Raw genomic sequence first — 21557 nt, 5'->3', positions numbered from 1 at the left:
CACTACAATAATATTTCGCTTCTGTTTACTCTAGCGTCCCCGTCTTCTCACCCAGATAAAAATAGCCCAGATCGCCAAGGCTACCGGTAAACATCCCATGAAACCAATCTTAGAAATATACATTCCCGTATCCCCGATATTCACAGCATTATCGGGTGCCGTCGGGCGCCGGACATCAATAGGCACTTCTTCATCGGACATCCAGAAGAATGACCCGCTGACCAACGAGTAATTTGCCGCCCTGACGTTTTTACGACTGATACTGATCTCCCCGTTACTGATACAATCCGCATCGCCTAGAATGACAATCTTTTGCTCTTTATCTCCCACTTTCCGGGAAAGAGCCAAAGCAGTGACGTACGTCCGTTCCACTTCTCCAACAGCAGGATTAAGCCGTACCGTGTCATCAACAAAATCCGTTGTTTCCACTTCATTCCAACACCCCACGGTATCGCTGGCAAAAAGCGGTGTTACATGAAACCCTTTGTCCTCCATGTATTCCAAGCCCGTGCAACCGGGCATTGTCAACACTCTTTCCCGATCGATCATATCTTTAAAAATATAAGACAACTCTCCCGCCTCGGAAGTCGGTCTGGCGATAATAAAATCAGCTTGGAAATTTTCACTCGGGTGAACCAATCGTCCCGGCATAAATTGCACCCCTAGTGACCGGATAATCGGATTCATGATTTCCTGCCTGCGGGGTTCCCCTGCAATCAAAATATTACCACCTTTCTCGATATACCGGTTCAGTCGCTGCATTTCTTCCCCGGAGAAAGGAGTCCTTACATCGGCAAGCACCAATATCGCCAAATGTTCCGGAATATCTTTATCAAGAGTTATTTCCTCAAAATCAAATCCTTGATTAATCAGTGAATACCGGAACGGTTTATCTTGGGCAAAACGATTATAATCCCTGTCACCTTCCCGAACACAATCCCGTTCCCCGTGTCCCTTAATGAACCCGACAACCGGAAGTTGCATCACTAGCCGCTTGAAAGCAGCCGTGATTTCACTCTCGAAAGGATGGCGATACATATCATCAAATATCCGCAAGAAAGTTTGCTGCCCGTTATCCCGCTTCAACTGACGCACGAACCGATTCCCCTCGGGACTCAAATCTATTTGTTCCCGAATCTGCTCCGGCGTTAAAAACATATTCGTATCCAGATCCCATGAATTAGCCGTCTTTACCATCCGTTCCCGATCGTTCAGTTCCGGGAAGCGCCTGTCCAATTGCGGGTTATTCGCCTTATCGTAATAATACACGTATTTCATTCTAATTTCAGGCTTAAATCTCCGGTATTGCTTGAAACGATCCAGATCTTGATTCACATAACGAGGTAAAGCAACCGTGTAATACTCATCCAACAAATTGGTATAAGTCGTGATCGTCAACCCACCTTCCATTTTATTCACGATCTCCTGACTGTTAGGCGTCAATGTTCTCACCTTAGTACGGGTCGTATCATAAAATCCCATCAAGTTCGGACGAGAACTCAAATACCCAAAAAACATGGCAAGACAAATTACCCCCATATATTTCCCGAAAGAAATAACTGCAGAACTTTTTTGACGAATGGATTTCAATCTCAATACAGCCAACGAGAGAAAAAGAGCGATTACAATTAAAAAGTAAAGAACATCTTCACTACAAATCAACCCATTGATAAATTCCGCCGCACGACCGTTAATAGACAGCCAATAAGTAATATCACGCACGAACTCCATCTCCTGCCACATTCCCCCGACAAAATTCAACACAGCTAATACCGCTAACGTCCCCATTGCCGCAACGACTTGATAAGAAGTTAAACTCGACATAAAAAGCCCGATAGCAGCATAAGCACACGTCAACAAATATAATCCCAGTAATCCGGATAGAACTACCGGGAAATCTATCATCTTAATCGTGAAAACGCCATAAATACCAAAAATAAACAGGACGAACATCAATATCAAACCATAAAACATCATGGACAAAAACTTACCCAAAATGATTTGTATATTCGTCACCGGAGAAGAATACAGTAATTTAATGGAACCACTCCCCAACTCCCGGCTCATCAACCCCATGGTCAACAAAGGAATATAGAAATAGAGATATTGCTGCACTTCCGTGAACAGCCCGAACCGACCGGAGAACACGTTCAACGTTACACTCCGTAATGTATATCCTAATTCCTGATTCCGAACCATTCCCCCGAATATATCGGAAAAATACATTCCCACTTGAAACGTGAAAATCACAATAATCAACCACGCCACGGGCGAATAAAACAAAGTTTGCATCTCCGTCCGGGCAATCCTATATATCATCTTCATATTTTTTTCTTATAAGTTCTACTTTTTGGATAACTCGGCAAATATGGCATTCAAGGAACTACGTTCGATATTGATCTCCGTCAATCGCCATCCTCTTGCCATACTGGTTTCTACGACTCGTTCAGTAATATCCTGCGCATCAATAAACTGAAGCCGGAAACGATGTCCTCCTAACTCTTCCGCCCCACAAATACCCGGAATATTCTTCAATTCATCCAAAACCGGAGGAGCAACCAAAGACACAATCAAAGAATTCGGAGTAATATAGTTATCAAAATCGTCAACCGTTCCGCTAAATACCATCTGCCCCTCCTCGATCATCTGAATATAATCACAGGTCGCCTGCACTTCCGGCAAGATATGTGTCGACAGTACCACAGTTCGATCTTGCGCAATCTCCTTCACCAAGTGACGGATCTCCACAATCTGGTTCGGGTCCAACCCATTCGTAGGCTCATCCAACACGACAAAATCCGGATTATGAATGATTGCCTGAGCTATTCCAAGACGTTGCTGATATCCCCCGGAAAGGTTACGCACCAAACGACGTCTAAAGTGGGAGATACCACATTTCCCCATGACCTCCCGCACGGCATGATCAACCTCTTTTCCCGACAGACGACGCAAGAAAGCACAATGCACCAGATATTCTTCCACGGTTAGATCGGTGTGCAAAGGCGGTTGTTGCGGAAGGAATCCCACGTGCATTTTAGCTTTCACGGGATCTTTCCGCAAATCGATACCTTTGATGAAAACATTTCCGCTAGTCTGTTTCAACACACCACACATGATATTCATGGTGGTTGATTTACCCGCCCCGTTTGACCCAAGCAAACCATATACCCCGTGGTGATTTATCTCAAAATTTATATCTCGTATAGCCCACTGAATACTGTAGCGATGAGATAGATTCTCGACTTTCACGATTGGTTCTTTCATAAATTTACATGATTTATATGATACATCCCTTATACTTCTTTATTTTTCCCGACGTCTGAGCCAAACGACAATCCCCGCCGCTACCAGCAACAAAGGCAATACTCCCATAAAACCGACCTTTACCCAGATCAAATCCTTGTATTCCATGCGAAGATCATTGTCCGCTCCGTAAGAACGGTTCGTATTAACAGGGTACTCCCCGTTCGTGAACCACCGGAACGTTTCAAGAATCAAATTAAAATTAGCAGACTTCACGTCTTTTCTTGCTCTTACCAGTTCCCCATTACTCAAACAATCCGCATTCCCCAATATCATGATTTTCTGTTCCTTTCCTCCGATATGGCGCCCCATGGCTAACACAATGGGTTGTCCATTCCATTCCTCATCTCCCTTTTCCGGATTGAATTCAAGAACCTCATTCACGAAATCGGTTGTTTCTTTTTCATTCCAACTCCCGACACTATCAGTTGCAACCAAAGGAAGCATTCCGAAACCTTCTGGCAGACGACAAACAATCCCCACCGTCCCCGGAGCGGTAATTTTATAATTATTCCGGCTCAAATAAGCTAAATTACCGGAAAAACTCTCTGCATCAAGAGTAAAACGTCCCTGTATTAAATCCGGTGCAAAATCTTCACTGGGATGAACCAAAATGCCGTCCGTAAAATGAACACCAAACGATTCCGTTATTTCATTCAGTATCGCTTGTCTACCCGGTTTAGCCGCAATTAACAAATGCCGTCCAGAAGCAATATAACGGTTAATTTCGCTCTTTTCCCATTCGGTCAATTTTTCCCGTGGATCAGCTATAACCAATATACTGATCTCCTCGGGTATCGTTCTGCCATCTGCTAAAGAAAGAGATTCCGTGTCAAACCCTTGATTGATCAACGCATGACGGAATGCCGGATTTTTCGTGAAAGTAGAATAATCGGCATCTCCCCCCCGGTAAATATCCCGTTCGCCATGACCAATCAAAAAAGCAACCTTGGGAGAAACTTCAACTAACCTTTTTAAGGCGGCAGTAATCTCGCTTTCGGAAGGATGTTTTGACATATCATTAAAAATCCGCAAGAAGGTCTTTTGCCCGTTCTCTCTTTCTATCAACCTCACGAAACGGTTTTCTTCTGAAGACAAATCCACCTGTTTCCGTACCTCTTCCGGTGATAACAATCTATCAAACTTCATTCTAATTCCTTTGGCAATCTCCTGTGCCCGTTCCTTATCGCTTAATCCCGGAAAACGTTTATCTAAAGTCGGATTATCCGTCTTATCGTAATAATAAACGTATTTCATCTTTATCTCCGGCTTAAACCGCACGTATTGCTTAAATCGCTTGAAATCGTCATTCACGGAACGGGGCAAAGCATTCCAATAATTATCATCTAACAAATTCACGTAAGTCGTGATCGTTAATCCCCCTTTCATTTTCTCCATAACCGCCTGACTATTCGGGGTCAAAGTCTGCGACTTCATCGCCGTTGTATCATAGTATGTCATACAAGCCGGACGAGAACTCACGTATCCCAGTAACATAGCACCACCGACCACCAATGTATACCATCCGACACGCATGGCGTGAGAACCTTTTTTCCGGTCAAAACGCAATCGTAGAATTGTCAACATGATAAACAATACGATCACGATCAGAAAATATAAAACATCCTCACTACATATCAAACCGTTAATCATTTCCCTTGAACGTCCGGAAATAGACAACCAATAGGTAATATCCCGCACCAATGCAATATCCTGTCCTACCCCACCTATAAAATTCAACACAGCGAGCACGGCAAGCGTTCCCATCGCCGCAACAACCTGATAAGATGTCAAGCTCGACATGAAAAGCCCAATGGCAATATAGGCACAAGTCAACAAATACAATCCTAACAACCCGGATAATACCAACGGAAAATCAATCGATTTTATAATAATACAACTGAAAAGTACCGTTAATATCAATCCCCCGATCAAAAATAAAGCATAAACCATCAAGGCATAAAACTTTCCCAATACAATCTGTTTATTCGTGATAGGCGAAGAAAACAACAATTTTATTGACCCCGTGCTGAATTCCCGGCTCATAATACCCATCGTCAGTAAAGGAATATACAAGTAAAGATAGCCTTGTACCCTAGAATACAACCCCCATATACCAGAAAATACACTGGCTGTTTCATCCATCAAACTATACCCGGTAGCCTTAGCCTGCAAGTCCGAGGTCAACACATCCGCATACTCCATGCCGACTTGAAAAATAAAGATCACAAGTATTAACCAGGCTATCGGCGAACAGAACAGCATACTCAGCTCGTTCTTCGCTATTTTATAGATTGTTTTCATATTATTTTCTCCTTCTTTTTGCCCATATTACAATACCACAAACTGCCAACGCAAGCGGGAACAATCCCATGAGTCCGATATTCATCCAAGTGATTCCCTCCAATCCCATATAAATTTTCGTATCTGGAGAATTGGGACGAGCTGTATCTATCGGATATTCTCCACCGGATAACCAAAAGAACACATAATTCGGTAAAATTTGATTCTCTGTGTTCACACCTCTCCGCTTCATGAAAAATTCTCCGTTACTAAAGCAATCTGCATCTCCCATAACGAATATCCGTTGTTCCTTTTCTCCTACTTTCCGGCTCAACGCAAGAGCCAAAGCATACGTTTGCTCTTTCTCTCCCGCTTCTGCATGGAGAACCGCTTTACCTTCCGTGAAATCAGTCGTTTCCAACTCATTCCAACACCCGGTTGAATCCGTTTCCAATATCGGCATCACGTCAAAACCAGCATCCGTAGAGTATTCCAAACCCACGACATCAGGCATCGGCACCCGATAATTCCAGCGCAACATCCAACGAAACCGAGAATATATATCCGCCGCTTCCCGAGTAATTTTCCCGAAAACCAGATTCTGAGTGAAATCCTCGCTCTCCTGTACCAACCGCCCCGGCATGAACCGTACTCCCAAAGAAGCTAATAAAGGATTCATTATTTCCTGTTTATCAGGCTCCCCGGCTATAATCAAATTTCCACCCCTATCGATATAACGCTGGATCTCATCTAACTCCTCTTGCTCGAAGGGTTGCCTCACATCTGCAATAATCAGAATACCCGTGTTCTCCGGTATCTTCTGCCCGTCATTCAAAAATAATTTATAACTATCAAAACCATTATTTATCAACGCTTCCCGATAAGTAATATCCTGTGAAATCACATAATACCCCCGGTCGCCTTTCCGGTCGATATCCCTTTCCCCGTGACCGCTGAGAAATGCCACCTGCATCGCCGGAACCACCATACGTTTCATGGCGGCAGTTATCTCCTTCTCATTCGGTTGGCGAGACATATCGTCAAATATCCGTAAAAAAGATTTCTGCCCGTTTTCATGTTCTATAAGACGAACAAAACGATTCCTCTCTTCGGACAAATCAACCTGTTTCTTTATTTCTTCCGGGGATAGAAACATTTTAAAATTCAACTCCAACCCACTCGCGATCTCTTGGGCTCTTTCCCGGTCATTCAATAAAGGATAACGTTGATCCAGAGATTCATTTTCCGTTTTATCGTAATAATAAACATACTTCATCTTCATCTCAGGTTTAAAACGAAGATATTGTCGGAAAAGCCGTTTATCCTTGTTTATATTCTGCGGCAACCCTGTTGCATAATTGGGTTCCAGCAAATTGACATAAGTCGTTATTTTCAATCCCCCTTTCAATTGCCTCATCACATCCTGACTATTAGGCGTCAACGTTCTCTGTTTTGTAACCGTCGCATCATAAAAGCCCATCAATGCCGGAAGTGAAGATAAATATCCTAAAAACATGGCAAACACAACCACCCCGACATAACGGCTGATGGCAATCTTCCGGGAAGTCTTTTTCCGCTCCCCCATCAATTTCAATATAGAAAGCATCAAGAAAAGAACCACTACTATAATAAAGTACAGCACGTCTTCACTACAAATCAAACCACCGATCAATTCATTGGAACGTCCCCGGATAGACAACCAATACGTTACATCCCGCAAGAAAGGAATATCCTGTCCTACCCCTCCGATAAAATTCAACACGGCTAATAACCCTAATGTACACATTGCCGCCACAACCTGATAAGAAGTCAGATTCGACATAAAAAGCCCGATAGCAGCATAAGCACAAGTCAACAAATAAAGCCCAAATAAACCGGATAAAACGTAAGGCACATCCATATCCTTTATCGTACACATCCCGAAAATGGCGTACATGAACAAAATTACAATCAATACCAAGGCATAAATCATCATGGCAAAATACTTCCCGAGTATAATCTGGGTGTTCGTGATCGGGGAAGAAAACAAAAGTTTAATAGACCCGTTATTACGTTCCTTACTCATCAACCCCATCGTCAACAAAGGAATATAAAGATACAAGTATTGTTGCACTTGGGACAAAAGCCCACGATAACTGGAAAACACTTTTTCCGTCACATCCCAAAGGCGATTCCCGATAGCCTGATCTACCACCAGATCACTAAACAAATTGGAAAAAGCCATACTGGCCTGAAAAGTAAAAATCACCAGAATCAACCAAGCCACGGGAGAATAAAACAACATACTCAATTCCGACTTGGCTATTTTAAATATTACTTTCATACGCTTCCTTTCTAAATTATTTATTTTCTCTTTTCCCGGAAAGCTGGGCAAAAATCTCGTCTAAAGAAATCTTCTCCAAGGTAATCTCACTCAATCCCCATCCATTAGCCACGCTTGTTTCAATTACCCGCTGCATCACATCACGCCCCCCTTCAAAGCGGAACCGGAATCTGCTCTCTGTCAATGGAATTACCTGAATTATTCCCCGCACTCTAGCTAATTCTTCCGCAATAGGCTTATTTTCAAACTCTGCCACAAACGTATCGGGTTCGATATAATTATCAAATTCATCTATTGTTCCGCTGAACACGACTTGCCCGTTCTCAATCATGCGGATATAATCACAAGTCGCCTGTACTTCAGAAAGAATATGCGTGGACAATAAAACAGAACGGTCTTTAGCTATCTCTTTAACCAACTCACGGATCTCGACAATCTGATTCGGGTCCAATCCATTCGTGGGCTCATCCAACACAACAAAGGCAGGATTATGCACGATAGCCTGTGCTATTCCCACGCGTTGCTGATACCCTCCGGATAAATTACGTATCAAACGATGACTAAAATGAGCGATCCCGCATCTTCGTTTCGCTTCTTCCACGGCTGTCTTTACCTGCTTTTCGTCCATTAACCTCAAATTAGCACAATACGTCAAATATTCATCAACATTCAGATCCCCGTACAAAGGCGGCTTTTGCGGCAAGAAACCAATATTTTGTTTCGCCTCTACCGGATGTTCACTCAAGCTGATTCCGTTAATATACACCTCTCCTTCCGTCTGATTCAACACGCCACAAATAATATTCATCGTGGTCGATTTTCCTGCACCGTTAGAGCCTAACAGCCCGACTACACCCTTTTGATTAATTTCGAAATTAATGTCCCGAATTGCCCACTGCGCACTATAGCGATGGGATAAATGTTCTACTTTTACAATTGCTTTTTCCATAATTTTTTTAGTAATTCACAAACACAATACATCCATATCATACCGGTCAAAACCGATACGAGTATAAATAAAGAACCCCGTCGGTCTTTCGGGAAAGTCCCAAAAACACCTTCCGTCAACACCGACGGGAATTCATTCTAAATCAAACACACTACAAATTCTACTGTTGAGAAACGACCGTTAAAATTTTTCCAAACCCAGTATAAGGTTTAATACCATTCACATCTATCGTTCCACCACTAGGACTCACGATCGGAATCGAATAAAGAGTCCCTTCGTTACCGTCCCACACACCCACCAACAACAAATGCTCGTGCGTATTAATCGGCGTCTTATACCCGACTCCGGAAACATATAATTGAGGATTCATCAAGTACCATGCCTGCCGGAACATTGAAAAATGAGTAATTTGCCCGGAAGTTATCGCATGAAGCGGATTTACTTTGGGTGACACTCCACCCAACACAATAGCGTAAATCTGTGTTGATGTGGCAAAATATACCACGTTTCCATCTTCACTCACCACATAGCCCACAGCATCATCCATCTCCTTTCCCGGAATATCATAGAGATATTTTGCCTTGGAAGTAGTTCGCTCAATCACGTAAATCTGATAAGCACCAGTGGTCGTATTTCTCATCACCATAAAGAAATTATCATCCATTCCAATGGCAGCATACACGGTTTCCAATCCCGGTACATTATTCGGATCAAAAGGTCTTTCTGCATCAGATATTAAAGTCTCTATATTACTTTTTACATAAGGACCACTCTTTTGGCACAAGAAACGCCCTCCCTCTTTATCATACCACACACCCCAAGCCGAACTGGAATTAGTAGATTGGTGTGTAAATGCCACACATTTATCCACCTTGGAAGTTTTCGTCACTTGCACCTCCCCTTCTTGCACCGCGTACTTCATCGGAATCTGAATATTCGGATAATCCCGAGCTAAACTAACCGAAAAAGGATAAATATTTCCATCATTTACCCAAACCACATTAGAGCCACTATAAAATACCTGCTCCGGTTTCATAGTGAGCGTATTATCATAAATCACTTCAAAATTCCGTCCCACAAGTTCATATTCCAAACCATCCACCAAAGTATAAAAATCATCCCCGATACAATAAAACCGTTTTGATTTCACTTGAGAATTTGAATTATACGAATGGCACACTTGTTTAACCAAACCTTCCATAGCACTACCATTTACGGAACTGTATAAACCATAGCTGATTCTATCCGCTACAGTCCACCCCTCGGTAAATTGTTTTCCCTCGATCAAAGAGAAATCAGTATTTCTCCCGTCTTTCGTTTCCACAATTAATATTCCCTCATTATAAGCAGATTGCACGAGTACATTCCACAATATATCCCGCCGATATTGTGTTTTGTTATCCGTAACTTGGTACCATAAAAAATAAGACGTTTCGTTAGGAGGCAAAAATATGGTAGTATCCAGTGCTTGCTTCTCCCCTATACATATATAATGAGATTTTGCACCCGAATTCGGATTATCATCCGCGATAGTGTTCAACATCCATTTATATGACAAATCTGAATTATCCCCATTATCCCGTGTAACTTTCGGTGGAATACTCAAACGACCATTTTGCACGACTTTTAATGTTTCCGGTATTCCAGTAGTATCTATCACAATATCCGGAATCGGATGATCTGCATCCGTACTTTTATCATCAAAGCACGCTGTAAAGAAACTCACATTCCAAAGAGTCAACAGCATATATAATAAATATCTTTTCATATCCATCTATTTTTTAGATTAATATATAGGTATAATTTCCTCACCTTTATATGCACCATCATCATGCCGATACACGTCATCATGAGTTCTATTATATTCCCGAACCCAATCGGCAAATTTTTTCCCATATACCCATCCTTCGTATTGATCTAACCTGTAACCTGTTTCCGGATCCGGATCGTAATACCAGAATTCCGTCAAACCCGTAGACGCTATAATCGCCCGATAAACATTCGAAGAGTATTTCGATGTAAAGAAAAAACGCATCGCATTCCATGTTTCAGGTTGTACTAAATCTGTGGTCCATGTCAATTGGATCGTGACATAATTCAACCATCCCCCAGCTTTAAAATACTCGTTATCTTTCACAGCCAATTTCAACATCAAAGTAGACTCTTCAATATCCAGAAATTCCGGATTACGCACTTCCAAAGCGAGAATCCCAATGGTATCATTTGCCGGCACCGTCGCTTTCACGATACGATACTGATCTGATGTAGCCGTCGTGTTAGAATCATTAACTACCTCCACGGCAAACTCCCGTTCGACCTCCACAGGATCCCCCACAAGCAACACTTTAATAAACATCGTATCTTTCTCAGCTTCCATATTTGTCATGAACGACAATCCTTGCCGAAGTTTCATAAAATGCAATGCATTCCCTCCCTCGTAATACATAATGTCACTATCGGAGCATCCATAGATTCCTATGCACGCAATAACGAATAAGGCTAAATATTGTTTTATCGAATATCTCATAACCATACGTTTTTAATGTTAAAACTGTACTCTATTTCCCGATATCACTTCTTCATCCGGATAGGGCAAAATATACTCGGCATCTCCCATCGAACCAGCATACCCAACAATATTCTCCATGCCCCAACGTTTATAGAAATAGAAAAGCTGTCCCAAACTCACGAATTCTTTTCGGTACTCTTTCAGTATTTCATCTTTCACCTCCAGATAACCCAAATTTTCATCCAGATCCTGCGTAATTCCTCGAGCCTGCCGTACCGTATTTAAATAACCAATAGCTTTTTTCAAGTTGCCTTGTTCTGCATATACCTCAGCACATATATAATACATTTCCGGAGTGCTAATCAGAGGTATTATTTCCCCGTACTGCGTTTCTCCGTCACATTGATCCAACTTCAACGTAGCGTAATTATTCAAACCGCTTCCCTGGGGTTGCAATAAATAAGAATAACGATAATCATCCACACCGACATCATTCCCTTGCCCCACTTCAAAAATAGTAAATGCTACATTCTCAGTTAAAAACACTCGTTCATATGTCGCATTCGGGTTAGATGCATCCAACCATTTACCCATAATATCATTCAACTTTCTCACGGCAAGATGCCAAATATGTTCCTGTGAAAACGTTCTGTCCCGATAAAGCACATTTGAATTCGTCACCCGAGAACGGGAAACCCAATCCCAAGCATCCTGTCCCGAATCGTCCTCTGTCAGGAACCACTCTTCAGCAATCTCCACAGCTTTGGCATATCCCTCGTCTGTTCCTTCCCACATATAAACACGAGCTAAAAGAGCTTTTGCCACATAATAATCCACCCGAGGAGAGTTTTGGTAACTAAAATAACTAAAGAAACCGTAGTCATCTCCATTCGGACCGTTATCAAAAAAATCATCATCCCCTGTAATCCGGTAACAATTTTTCCCATCTTCCCCATAAAGTAACTCAATAGCTTCCAACAAATCATTTTTGAGCAACTTAAACGTTTCGGCATAAGACAATTGAGGCGTAACATTTTTACTAAACGTAGTCACATACGGGATTGCCTTCTTAGAGGACACATCCCGATTTCTCAAATTGCCGTACCCGAACATCCGCATCAAATCGAAGTGGAAGAAGGCTCTCAGTGTCAAGGCTTCACCTTTTACCAACTGGTAATTAACCGGGTCTAACTCTGATTTATGCTCTTCTAATTTGGCTAAAATATTATTACAATTCGCTATCAAATTATACAAACCGTTCCACGCATTCTTAACGTACGGGTACACCCTGGCATTCTTGTATTGGTGACTATGCAGATATATATCATTACTTCCCGAAATCATACAATAATAATGTGCTAAATAATCCAACATATGCCAGCTTAAATGCATACCGTACAAATCCGTCGAAGTCATTCCGATATACACCCCTGTTAATGCCGCATGGAAACCTTCATCCGAAGAAAATATATCATCCTGTGATACTTCTGTTGAGGAATCTACTTTCAACCAGTCCTCGCAAGAAATAAAGACAAGGCTGAACACTGTCAATAAAATTAATAATCTCGTTTTCATAAAGGTTACCCGTTAAAAAGTTGCTGTTAAAGAAAAACTCAACGTCCGAGCAAACGGATAGGATGTTCCCCGTTCGATCTTGATAGACGACCACTTGTAAACATCATTCATGTTTGCTTGTAATCTCACTCTCTCGAATCCGATATGCTTCATCCATGCACGCGGAAAATCATAATACACGCTCAAGGCTGACAAATTCAACTCGTTATCCTTCTGCACAAAACGAGTCGTTGCCCGCGTATAATCCGATTCCTGCATATTTCCCATGATATATGTATCACCTAAATTCTTAATCCTCCGGAATTGTGTTTGATCCCCCCGTTGTTTCCATCTCCCCGATAAAACCCGTTTATCCACATTATAAGTAATATTGACATTTTCAACTCTATCTACCAGCGTTTGATTGTAAAGTTCTCCACCTCCGAGAAAAGTGAACACGACACTCAAACCAATCCCTTTATACTCGCCATTCAAACCAAAATTACCGTTATATTTAGAATCCGCAACTCCGGCGGCAACCATATCTTCAGCTTTCCATTGCTTTGTCATCTGTCCGTCCCGGTTCAAATAAATTTCGTAACCGTCAGACGGATCAATACCTAAAGAAGGTACAGCCCAAATCGTATTCATGTGCATCCCGTCATAATACATCACCACCGGTGTAACTCGATTCTCCTTTGCAGCCAAAGCCCTCTGATTCTCGTTGAAAGTATTCATCGCATCTGACAATTTCTTCAATTTATTATTATTCGTTGTTATATTACCATTCACATTCAAAAAGAAATTCCTACGATTGAATATATTTACCCCTAACGAAACCTCCACACCCCGGTTCTGCACCAGCCCAAGGTTCTCGCTGACAGAAGTAAATCCGGTTGAGGCAGGTATCGTGATCTGTGACACGAGATTTTCCGTGTTGGAAGTATACCAATCAAAAGTCAGCGTAACACCCTTTATTCTCAAATCAAGCCCCACGTTATAATCTTTTTTCAACTCCCATTGAAGCGCCGGATTCTCCATATTACTCAAATAAGCACCACTCCAATAGTAATTGTAATTTTCCTTCATATAATATTTATAAGTTGCCACCGCTTTATTGGATTGAAAATTCTGGTTACCCGTGTAACCGATAGAACCTCTTACTTTAAATTGTTCCAAAAAACCCCAATCCCGAATAAACTTCTCGTTATGCAAGTTCCAGCCTAACCCGACACTCCAGAATGTAGCCCAAGGATTATCAGTCCCAAACACAGACGCCGCACTTCCACGCAAAGTTGCATCCAATAAAAATCGATCGTCATAAGTATAGGCAAATACACCCAACACCCCGACATTCCTGTTTTTAGAACTGCTACCGGAAGGTTTACCGTCTTCTTTATACATCATTCCGAAGATATACTCGTCCATACTGTCAGTCTTGTATCCCTGAGCCTGATTTACAATCTCCATATATTCATTCTCCGAAATATTCCATCCCACATTGGCAAACAAAGTATGTTTTCCCCATGTTCTAGAAAAATTCAAGTAAATATCACTTGATACCGAGTTACTTTTCCCCGTGTTCAGAGTATAAGCACCTCTTTTGTAATACACGTCCCGACTGTAATTGCTTTGACTGGTATGATTATAAGGATAATACTCGTCAGCATCACTCCGTTTTGTCGTAAAACTCACACGTCCCGTCGCTTTAAGCCCTTCAATAATTGTCCACTCGATATAGAAATTATTCGTGAAATTCAAATAAGAAGTCTGATCTTTAGTATTCGTGTTAGCATTATACAAAGGAGACTTTTCCGAATAAGTACCCCGGGCATAATATTCCATCGGTTTACCCTTTTCATCATATGCCGGGGAATAAGGATTAGCCTTCGCGTATTCACTGAAAGTACCGTAAGGAGAATCCTGTGTTTTATTTCGGGTAATTGTGGCTATATCCCGAAACAAAAAATTCGATTTACGATAAGATATTTGTGCCGTTCCCGAAAAAGTATTACGATAGGATTCTTTCATGACACCTTCCACGTTACTATACGCCACGTTAAAAAGCGTTTTCATCTCCTTATTCCCCATTTCGAACGTAAGCGCATGTTTCTGTCCAACCCCAACACGCAAAGGCTTAGACAGCCAATACTCGTCCAAACCGTCCTTAACGAGCTTCAATCGTTCGTAATACTTGCTCATCCCGTTATACGAATCCTGATATACACTCCCCTCAAGTCTCTCGGCTTCCAGTTTCTCTGCCGCATTACACAAATTATAACTGGTCAGATCGGGCATTTCCAAATCCAGATTCCCCGTGTAAGTTACCCGCACACCTTCCACTCCGAGCCCTACCGTTTCAATAACCACCACTCCATTAGCGGCTTTTGAACCGTAAATTGCTTTAGAAGCAGCATCTTTCAATATCGTAATACTCTCGACACGGTTCATATCCAAGTCAAACACAGTTTCCACGGTTGTTTCAAAACTATCCAAAATAAACAAAGGCTGATTGGGCTGCGACTGATAATTCCCCTTCAGATTAATATCACTCCCTTCTGCCGGAAAAGATGAAGTTCCTCGCAACCTCATATCCGGCAAAGTATTCGGGTCTGACCCCATTGTTCTATTGTCCAGAATTTTAAGAGAGGGGTCCAAGTTTTTCAAACTTTGAAATATATTGGTATTCCCTACCCGTTTCAACTCATCTTTTCGGAATGTTTTTGCCGCCCCGGTAAAACTTTCTGCTTTCCGGGTAAAGATTCCGGTCACCACTACCTCTTCCATACTTTTTACATCCTCGACCATCACGATCCGAATCTCCGACTTACCCGTATATTGATGTTCCTGTGTCTGCATCCCGACAAACGAAAAAACAAGTACCGGATGTTCCATCTTCGGGATCTCGAAGTTAAATTTTCCATCCTTATCGGAAACAACGCCCAAAGCAGTTCCTTTCAAAACAATTGTTACCCCCGGCAAAGGAACGCTATCCCGGTCAACCACCTTTCCTTTGACCACAAGTTTCTCTATCTCCGGGGCTTTCTCCTGTTTACGTTTAACGATCACTGTATTCTGTTGTATTTCATACTCCAGTCCCGTGCCTTTCAAACAAATATCAAGAGCCTCTCGCACCGTTTTGTCCTTGATTTCTACATCAATTTTACCCGCTTGATCCAAATCTCTCGTGTTATACACGAACACCAGCTTCGACTGTTTCTCGATTGCCCAAATGACATCCTTTACCGACACATCTTTCATCGAAAGATTAATCAACGGCTCATCCGTCATTGCTTGTGCAACTCGACCTCCTGATAGGAATAAGCAAACTGCTACTTGCACACCAAGCAACAAATTTTTCACTTTTGTCACCCATAAATGAGTACACCTACGTTTTTTTTTCATACTTTTGAAATTGATTTAAGTTTAAGTTATGCCTCCGGCAAGAGGCTCTTATCAACTAGCGAAGGATAGTCGCATATTCTTCGCTATTTTTATGTAATTCAACTTATTTACTTACTACAATTTTCCTACCTTTGATTCTGAAATGTACCGTCCCGGTACGTTCAAAGAATCCCAACAAAGGTTCAATCGTTTCATGCCGATCAAAATTACACCCGAAAAGATAGTCTTTCACCTCTTCATCTTCATACACCACGTCAACATCATACCAACGGGCAATAAAATCCATGATCTCCTTCAATGGACGATCCCGGAATCGAAGACATCCTTCCTTCCAGGCTATGGCATAAGAGACATCTACTTCTGCCACTGTCATCTTTCCGTTTTGCTTGTCAAGCACCGCTTGTTCACCCGGCTTCAACACAAAACTATTTTCATCCTTCAAATTAATTACTTTCACAGCTCCTTTAATCAAAGTTGCTTGGACCTCTGCATTTTCCGGATAATTAGATATATTAAATTCCGTACCCAACACGGCTACATCCATACCGGAAGCCCTTACAACAAAAGGCATTTTCTCGTTCCGGACTACCTGAAAATATCCCTCACCTTCCAATTCAACATGTCTTGTATCCCCATTAAACCTTACCGGAAACTTTAACTTGGAACCCGCATTCAAGCATACTAAAGTTCCATCCGAAAGAGTCAGCACGAACTCACCTCCGTGGGGTACGACAAGCTCATTGTACAAATTTGCCTTGCCAACCGTATCTATATTTTCAGCCATACCCGTATTTTTATAAACAATACTCTCCCCGTGTAAACCAATCAACGTACCATCCAACTCTTTCAAGGTATCACGTGAACGAGTGGCTAAATCCACGATAGTACCGTCTGCCATATGCAACATGGCTTTAGGAGTACCCGGCTGGATTTCCACCCGCATAGCATTAATATCCACGCACTCCCTTGTATGTTGCATAAAAAAGTAAATCACCGGAGATACTACAAGGATAAAAATACAAGCATATCTCAAGAAATCAATCCACAAATATCGCTTACGCTCCCGAGCTCGTTTCCGAGAAAGAGCCCTCCACCCGGCTTGAACATCTATCGATTTCAATTCCTGTCGTTTACGAACGACAAATTCGTCACTGGTTACCAAACGGAACCACTCTCGATTCTCTTCTGCAAGACTCAACCATTCATCCAAATATACCTGTTCGGTAACAGTCAAATCTCCCGTCAGATATTTACTAACCAACTCGGCTATATCAAAGAAATCGTCATTCATATTGTATTCCAGTTATACGTTTTTCTGTAATTTTCAACTAGAACACAAAAAGCCTATTTTAGGGAGTGTTGGACTTTAAATATTTAATTTTTATTAACACTCACTCGAGAGAAATAAAATAACAGGCAATAGATAATAATACTCTTTTAAACTGACTCTCAACTTCTTGTAAGCTTCTTTTTTATAAGCATGCACAGTACCTTCGGATATTTGCATCTTCTCAGCAATCTCCGCATTTTTCAAGCCGTCCAAGGAATAATTAATAACCGTCCGCATTTGCATTGGTAGAGCATCTATTGCCCGATTAAAAACACGATGTACCTCTTCCTCCATCACCCGGTTCTGAAAGTCTTGTTCCGAATCCCGAATCAACTCATCCGAAAGACGAAAACGCAAATTTCTGTTCCGAAGTAAATTAAAACAAGCATGGCGCACCACCACGTACAGAAAAGACTTAATTCTTCGAAAATCATCGAAATCAGCATGCCGATACCAATACTTCAAGAATGCTTCTTGTACAACATCAGCCGCCTCCTCCCGATCCCCCAAGTAATGAGTTGCAAACAAACATAAGGAAGCATAAAACTCTTCAAATAATACTTGAAAAGCCTGCTCATCTCCCCGTTGTAGACGTTCTAACAATGAGCCATTATTATTGTTTGCCTTCTCCATAATACAAATGACCTATAAAGTAAAAACAAAAATATGTATTAAAAATTAGAAAACAAACAAAATTCACATATCATTCATCTTTTTTTAATACAAGATATTTTTCGGGTAATCCCAAAGGAATTCTAAAGTAATACAACCTCGTTCCAATTATAAACCACATATAATACACTTATACGATAAAGAAGCTGAAACAGGATTACTTTAGAATTACACCGAAATTACCCGAAAAACATCCTTTATTCCCTATTCATCCCCTCCAGTTCCATGGAGAAAAAGAACGGGAAATACTCGTGATTCGCCCCGACATGCCATGCATTCACGATTTTTCCACTTTTATCAATCAGAATATACCGGGGAATACCCGTGATACAATAATCCCCCGTGAAATTATCCTTTTCTTTATTAATAATCAGATGCGGCATAATCCCGGAATACTTTTTCTCTTGCAGAAAGTTCTTCCAACGGGCTTTTGCTTCCACCCCATCGTCGGAAATAGTCAGAAATACAATATCATCCCGATTCTTATATTGCTTTTTGAGTTCTATAAACGCGGGCAATCCTGCCACGCATCCCCCGCACCAAGTCGCCCAGACATCAATAAACACAACTTTTCCCTTGAAATCCGAAAGTTTTATCATTTTCCCGTTCTCGTCTTCCATTTCGAAATCCGGAGCCATAGCCCCCACGCGCACGGGATAATACCTCTCCTTCAATTCCAACGCCGCCTGACGGGTTGACTCGGTCTTGGAACAAATTTCTATATCCTCCATCAGACCTTTTACCTCATCCGTGTAGCCGTGTCGCTTCAACTCGGAGACCAAAACGGACAACACGTAAGGATTGCGCACCTCTTCACTCTTGATATTATACAAAACATAAGTAGCACGTGCCAATTCCGACAATTCCGGCATAAAAACACGGAAATACCCGTTCAACAAATTGGTTCTCTCCACGTCTGTCAACACCTCCAATACCGGAGAATCCAAATCCAGCCCTTTCACTCGTTCCGCGACTTCATTTTGTAATGCCTTATCTTTCATCTCAACAGCTTGCGCACCCAGACTCCACAATATCCCGTTATAACAAAGTAACTCCGCCTTCTGCTTGGCATCCTTGCCGGAAAGAGAATCCATAGCCTGCCGCACCTCCCTTTCCGCATCATTCACCTTCCGGACAAGTTCATCTTTACCCAATCCCCTAGGGATACGATTATAAATAGCGTATATCTTTTCAAGCAAAACCTCATCCTTCGATTTCTGTTGTTGGGCATAACTGCCAAAAGCACTACACAAGATGATACAAACCAGTAAAATATTTCTTGCCTTCATAACCTACTATTTTTGCAACAATTCGACAATCTTCTCCCGTAAACTGTTCCGACGGATATTCTTTGCCACGATATTCCCGTCTTTATCCAACAACACGATAAAAGGAATGGCCTGTATCCCGAACAATTTCCGTATCTCCGACTTCGACCACCCGTTGTCATCCCTCACGCTAATCCACGGTATCTGCTCCTCATCACAAGCTTTCTTCCATTTCTCCACGGAATCATCCAAAGAAATACTCATGATACGCACCCCTTGGTCTTTAAATTCAGCGTACTGCTCCCGCAGGTTTTTCATCTCCTGCCGACACGGTCCGCACCAAGATGCCCAAAAATCCAATATCAGAATATTCCCTTTCTGGGAATCCAAAGATACCTTATTTCCGGACTCATCCGTTGCCGTGAAGTTAGGACAAGGAACCCCCAAAGCCGAAACCGCCAATTCATCCGTGTGTTTCTTCAACAAACGCCCGTAATAGGACGATTTATTCCTTTCCGAAAGCAAGTCGTACAACGCCTTCCCCTTCTCATGGCTCTCCCCTTTTACATTATCCGCAATATAAGCGGAAAACATATTGTCCGGGTATTTCTTGACAAACTCTTTCGTCAAACGATATTGAATTTCTTCCGCTTTCAACGCTTCCGTCATCTTCTCGTCCGCCAACTTTTGTTCCCCCGCGTCCAAAGCCTCCTTGTACTCGCTTATCAGTGCGTTTCTCACGGTATAGAATTGTTCTTGAGCAATCTTATCGTATTCCTCGTTCAAGTCATTGGCAGGAGAGCCTTTCACGCTACGATTCCCCAACTTTGAATAATCGCCTGTCACCTCCATATTCTTTCCATCCATGAAAAAATAGAACTGCCTACGATTCACCTTCAATATATACGCCCCCGGTTCGTCCAACTCACCCTTGATTTCAAACTTCCCGCCGTCAATCTCTGCCGTATACAGAATCTTTGCACTATCCCCGGGGGCTATCAAAAAAGCCTTCCCGTATTTCATCCCGTCCAGATCACCTTTCAGGGTAAAAGCGTAACGTGATGCTCGTGTACATCCTACACAACAAACCACTAAAAAAGCAATGAAGTATCTCATATCTTGTTCATTTAATATATCCTCGTAATCATTCCTCTCCCAGTTCCAACATCATCTTCTTCCCCTCAAAATTATCTCTTGACTTTCCTATCAAATCCCAGAGTCCGGTACGCCCGTTTTTCTCGATGGCATGCTCCATAACTTCAAACATCCTCGAACATTGCTCAAAATTACATTCTTCCAAAATATAATTCAACATATTCCCTAAAACAACACCGTCCAACATCAGGTCAAGTTGCAAAGCCCCCTCCTTATCCTCGTTCGCATATGCGGTAACAAATTGTTCAAAAGCACGAATCATACTATCAACCTTTTTCTCCCGCCAATTCTGCCACATCTCTATCAATCGGCGACGGGTTTCCGGCACCGGGATTTTCGACCCTTTCAAAGCTGCCAGCAACGAGGAACAATCCACGGTCGGCATTCCCTTGGCGTCCCCTTCTTGAAAAAAGGTCTGAAAAAATGTCGTCTTACACACGTCATTAATCTTCTTCACGACCTCTTCCACCTGATTCGCTGCCAGAGGAATATCTTTCCAATGTTCAATAATACCCGTGAAAGACTTCGCGTTCAAACTATTTATATCCTCTATAAAATAATGCAAGTTTTCCCCCGAATAACGTTCATTCAACGGGAGCACCATCAGATAACGGTCGACAGCATCATTCAACTCGTCTGTCCGCCCGTCAGCCTTCAAGGCATCAATATACCCCTTTAAAAACTTCGGGTCCTGATTTCCTTTCGCGTATTCACTTTTTTGTTGTTCCGTCACCTTACTCTGGGCATTTACCCGTTGCCCGGTTGCCAGCATACACAAAAGCACGCACCAAACAGTTATTTTCATA

The 21557-nt window shown here is 42.0% G+C and carries 14 protein-coding genes; all 14 read right to left on the bottom strand.

Annotation, left to right across the window (positions count from 1 at the left end):
• Window positions 1–30 precede the first annotated feature (30 nt).
• A complete protein-coding gene (locus L0M98_RS07710) occupies window positions 31–2325 on the bottom strand; it encodes a Gldg family protein (protein WP_099290344.1) in 2295 nt (764 codons plus the stop codon).
• Window positions 2326–2343: 18 nt separating this feature from the next.
• Window positions 2344–3264 (bottom strand): ABC transporter ATP-binding protein, encoded by a 921-nt coding sequence (locus tag L0M98_RS07705; protein ID WP_099290343.1) that lies wholly within the window; start codon window positions 3262–3264, stop codon window positions 2344–2346.
• Window positions 3265–3303: 39 nt separating this feature from the next.
• Entirely contained in the window at window positions 3304–5607 is a 2304-nt protein-coding gene (locus L0M98_RS07700; RefSeq protein ID WP_227215315.1) for a Gldg family protein, read from the bottom strand.
• Between the two features lies 1 nt (window position 5608).
• Window positions 5609–7909 (bottom strand): Gldg family protein, encoded by a 2301-nt coding sequence (locus L0M98_RS07695; RefSeq protein ID WP_227215316.1) that lies wholly within the window; start codon window positions 7907–7909, stop codon window positions 5609–5611.
• A gap of 16 nt (window positions 7910–7925) precedes the next feature.
• Window positions 7926–8858: an ABC transporter ATP-binding protein gene (locus L0M98_RS07690; RefSeq protein WP_099290340.1), complete on the bottom strand. Its 933-nt coding sequence runs from the start codon at window positions 8856–8858 to the stop codon at window positions 7926–7928.
• Window positions 8859–9018: 160 nt separating this feature from the next.
• Window positions 9019–10626 (bottom strand): PKD-like family lipoprotein, encoded by a 1608-nt coding sequence (locus L0M98_RS07685; protein ID WP_227215317.1) that lies wholly within the window; start codon window positions 10624–10626, stop codon window positions 9019–9021.
• 18 nt (window positions 10627–10644) lie between these two features.
• Window positions 10645–11385, bottom strand: coding sequence for a DUF4843 domain-containing protein (locus L0M98_RS07680; protein ID WP_227215318.1), 741 nt, complete (start codon window positions 11383–11385; stop codon window positions 10645–10647).
• Between the two features lie 18 nt (window positions 11386–11403).
• Window positions 11404–12942, bottom strand: a complete 1539-nt coding sequence (locus tag L0M98_RS07675) for a RagB/SusD family nutrient uptake outer membrane protein (protein WP_227215319.1) — start codon at window positions 12940–12942, stop codon at window positions 11404–11406.
• 12 nt (window positions 12943–12954) lie between these two features.
• Window positions 12955–16326: a SusC/RagA family TonB-linked outer membrane protein gene (locus L0M98_RS07670; RefSeq protein ID WP_227215320.1), complete on the bottom strand. Its 3372-nt coding sequence runs from the start codon at window positions 16324–16326 to the stop codon at window positions 12955–12957.
• Window positions 16327–16429: 103 nt separating this feature from the next.
• The gene (locus tag L0M98_RS07665; RefSeq protein ID WP_099290335.1) at window positions 16430–17617 is read right to left on the bottom strand and encodes a FecR family protein; all 1188 of its coding nucleotides are present in this window, start codon (window positions 17615–17617) and stop codon (window positions 16430–16432) included.
• Window positions 17618–17710: 93 nt separating this feature from the next.
• Entirely contained in the window at window positions 17711–18289 is a 579-nt protein-coding gene (locus L0M98_RS07660; protein ID WP_227215321.1) for an RNA polymerase sigma factor, read from the bottom strand.
• Between the two features lie 236 nt (window positions 18290–18525).
• Window positions 18526–19617, bottom strand: coding sequence for a TlpA family protein disulfide reductase (locus L0M98_RS07655; RefSeq protein WP_227215322.1), 1092 nt, complete (start codon window positions 19615–19617; stop codon window positions 18526–18528).
• Window positions 19618–19623: 6 nt separating this feature from the next.
• A complete protein-coding gene (locus L0M98_RS07650; protein ID WP_227215323.1) occupies window positions 19624–20712 on the bottom strand; it encodes a TlpA disulfide reductase family protein in 1089 nt (362 codons plus the stop codon).
• Window positions 20713–20740: 28 nt separating this feature from the next.
• Window positions 20741–21556, bottom strand: a complete 816-nt coding sequence (locus L0M98_RS07645; protein ID WP_227215324.1) for a hypothetical protein — start codon at window positions 21554–21556, stop codon at window positions 20741–20743.
• Window position 21557: the final 1 nt, after the last annotated feature.

It is taken from the genome of Butyricimonas sp. DFI.6.44, from assembly GCF_022132345.1.
Lineage (GTDB): Bacteria > Bacteroidota > Bacteroidia > Bacteroidales > Marinifilaceae > Butyricimonas > Butyricimonas muris.
This window is presented reverse-complemented; position numbering and strand designations above follow the sequence as displayed.

What these genes read in the sequence shown, in the direction of transcription:
- L0M98_RS07710 (WP_099290344.1), bottom strand. Translation starts at nt 2,325, where the DNA reads ATGAAGATGATATATAGGATTGCCCGGACGGAGATGCAAACTTTGTTT.
- L0M98_RS07705 (WP_099290343.1), bottom strand. Translation starts at nt 3,264, where the DNA reads ATGAAAGAACCAATCGTGAAAGTCGAGAATCTATCTCATCGCTACAGT.
- L0M98_RS07700 (WP_227215315.1), bottom strand. Translation starts at nt 5,607, where the DNA reads ATGAAAACAATCTATAAAATAGCGAAGAACGAGCTGAGTATGCTGTTC.
- L0M98_RS07695 (WP_227215316.1), bottom strand. Translation starts at nt 7,909, where the DNA reads ATGAAAGTAATATTTAAAATAGCCAAGTCGGAATTGAGTATGTTGTTT.
- L0M98_RS07690 (WP_099290340.1), bottom strand. Translation starts at nt 8,858, where the DNA reads ATGGAAAAAGCAATTGTAAAAGTAGAACATTTATCCCATCGCTATAGT.
- L0M98_RS07685 (WP_227215317.1), bottom strand. Translation starts at nt 10,626, where the DNA reads ATGAAAAGATATTTATTATATATGCTGTTGACTCTTTGGAATGTGAGT.
- L0M98_RS07680 (WP_227215318.1), bottom strand. Translation starts at nt 11,385, where the DNA reads ATGAGATATTCGATAAAACAATATTTAGCCTTATTCGTTATTGCGTGC.
- L0M98_RS07675 (WP_227215319.1), bottom strand. Translation starts at nt 12,942, where the DNA reads ATGAAAACGAGATTATTAATTTTATTGACAGTGTTCAGCCTTGTCTTT.
- L0M98_RS07670 (WP_227215320.1), bottom strand. Translation starts at nt 16,326, where the DNA reads ATGAAAAAAAAACGTAGGTGTACTCATTTATGGGTGACAAAAGTGAAA.
- L0M98_RS07665 (WP_099290335.1), bottom strand. Translation starts at nt 17,617, where the DNA reads ATGAATGACGATTTCTTTGATATAGCCGAGTTGGTTAGTAAATATCTG.
- L0M98_RS07660 (WP_227215321.1), bottom strand. Translation starts at nt 18,289, where the DNA reads ATGGAGAAGGCAAACAATAATAATGGCTCATTGTTAGAACGTCTACAA.
- L0M98_RS07655 (WP_227215322.1), bottom strand. Translation starts at nt 19,617, where the DNA reads ATGAAGGCAAGAAATATTTTACTGGTTTGTATCATCTTGTGTAGTGCT.
- L0M98_RS07650 (WP_227215323.1), bottom strand. Translation starts at nt 20,712, where the DNA reads ATGAGATACTTCATTGCTTTTTTAGTGGTTTGTTGTGTAGGATGTACA.
- L0M98_RS07645 (WP_227215324.1), bottom strand. Translation starts at nt 21,556, where the DNA reads ATGAAAATAACTGTTTGGTGCGTGCTTTTGTGTATGCTGGCAACCGGG.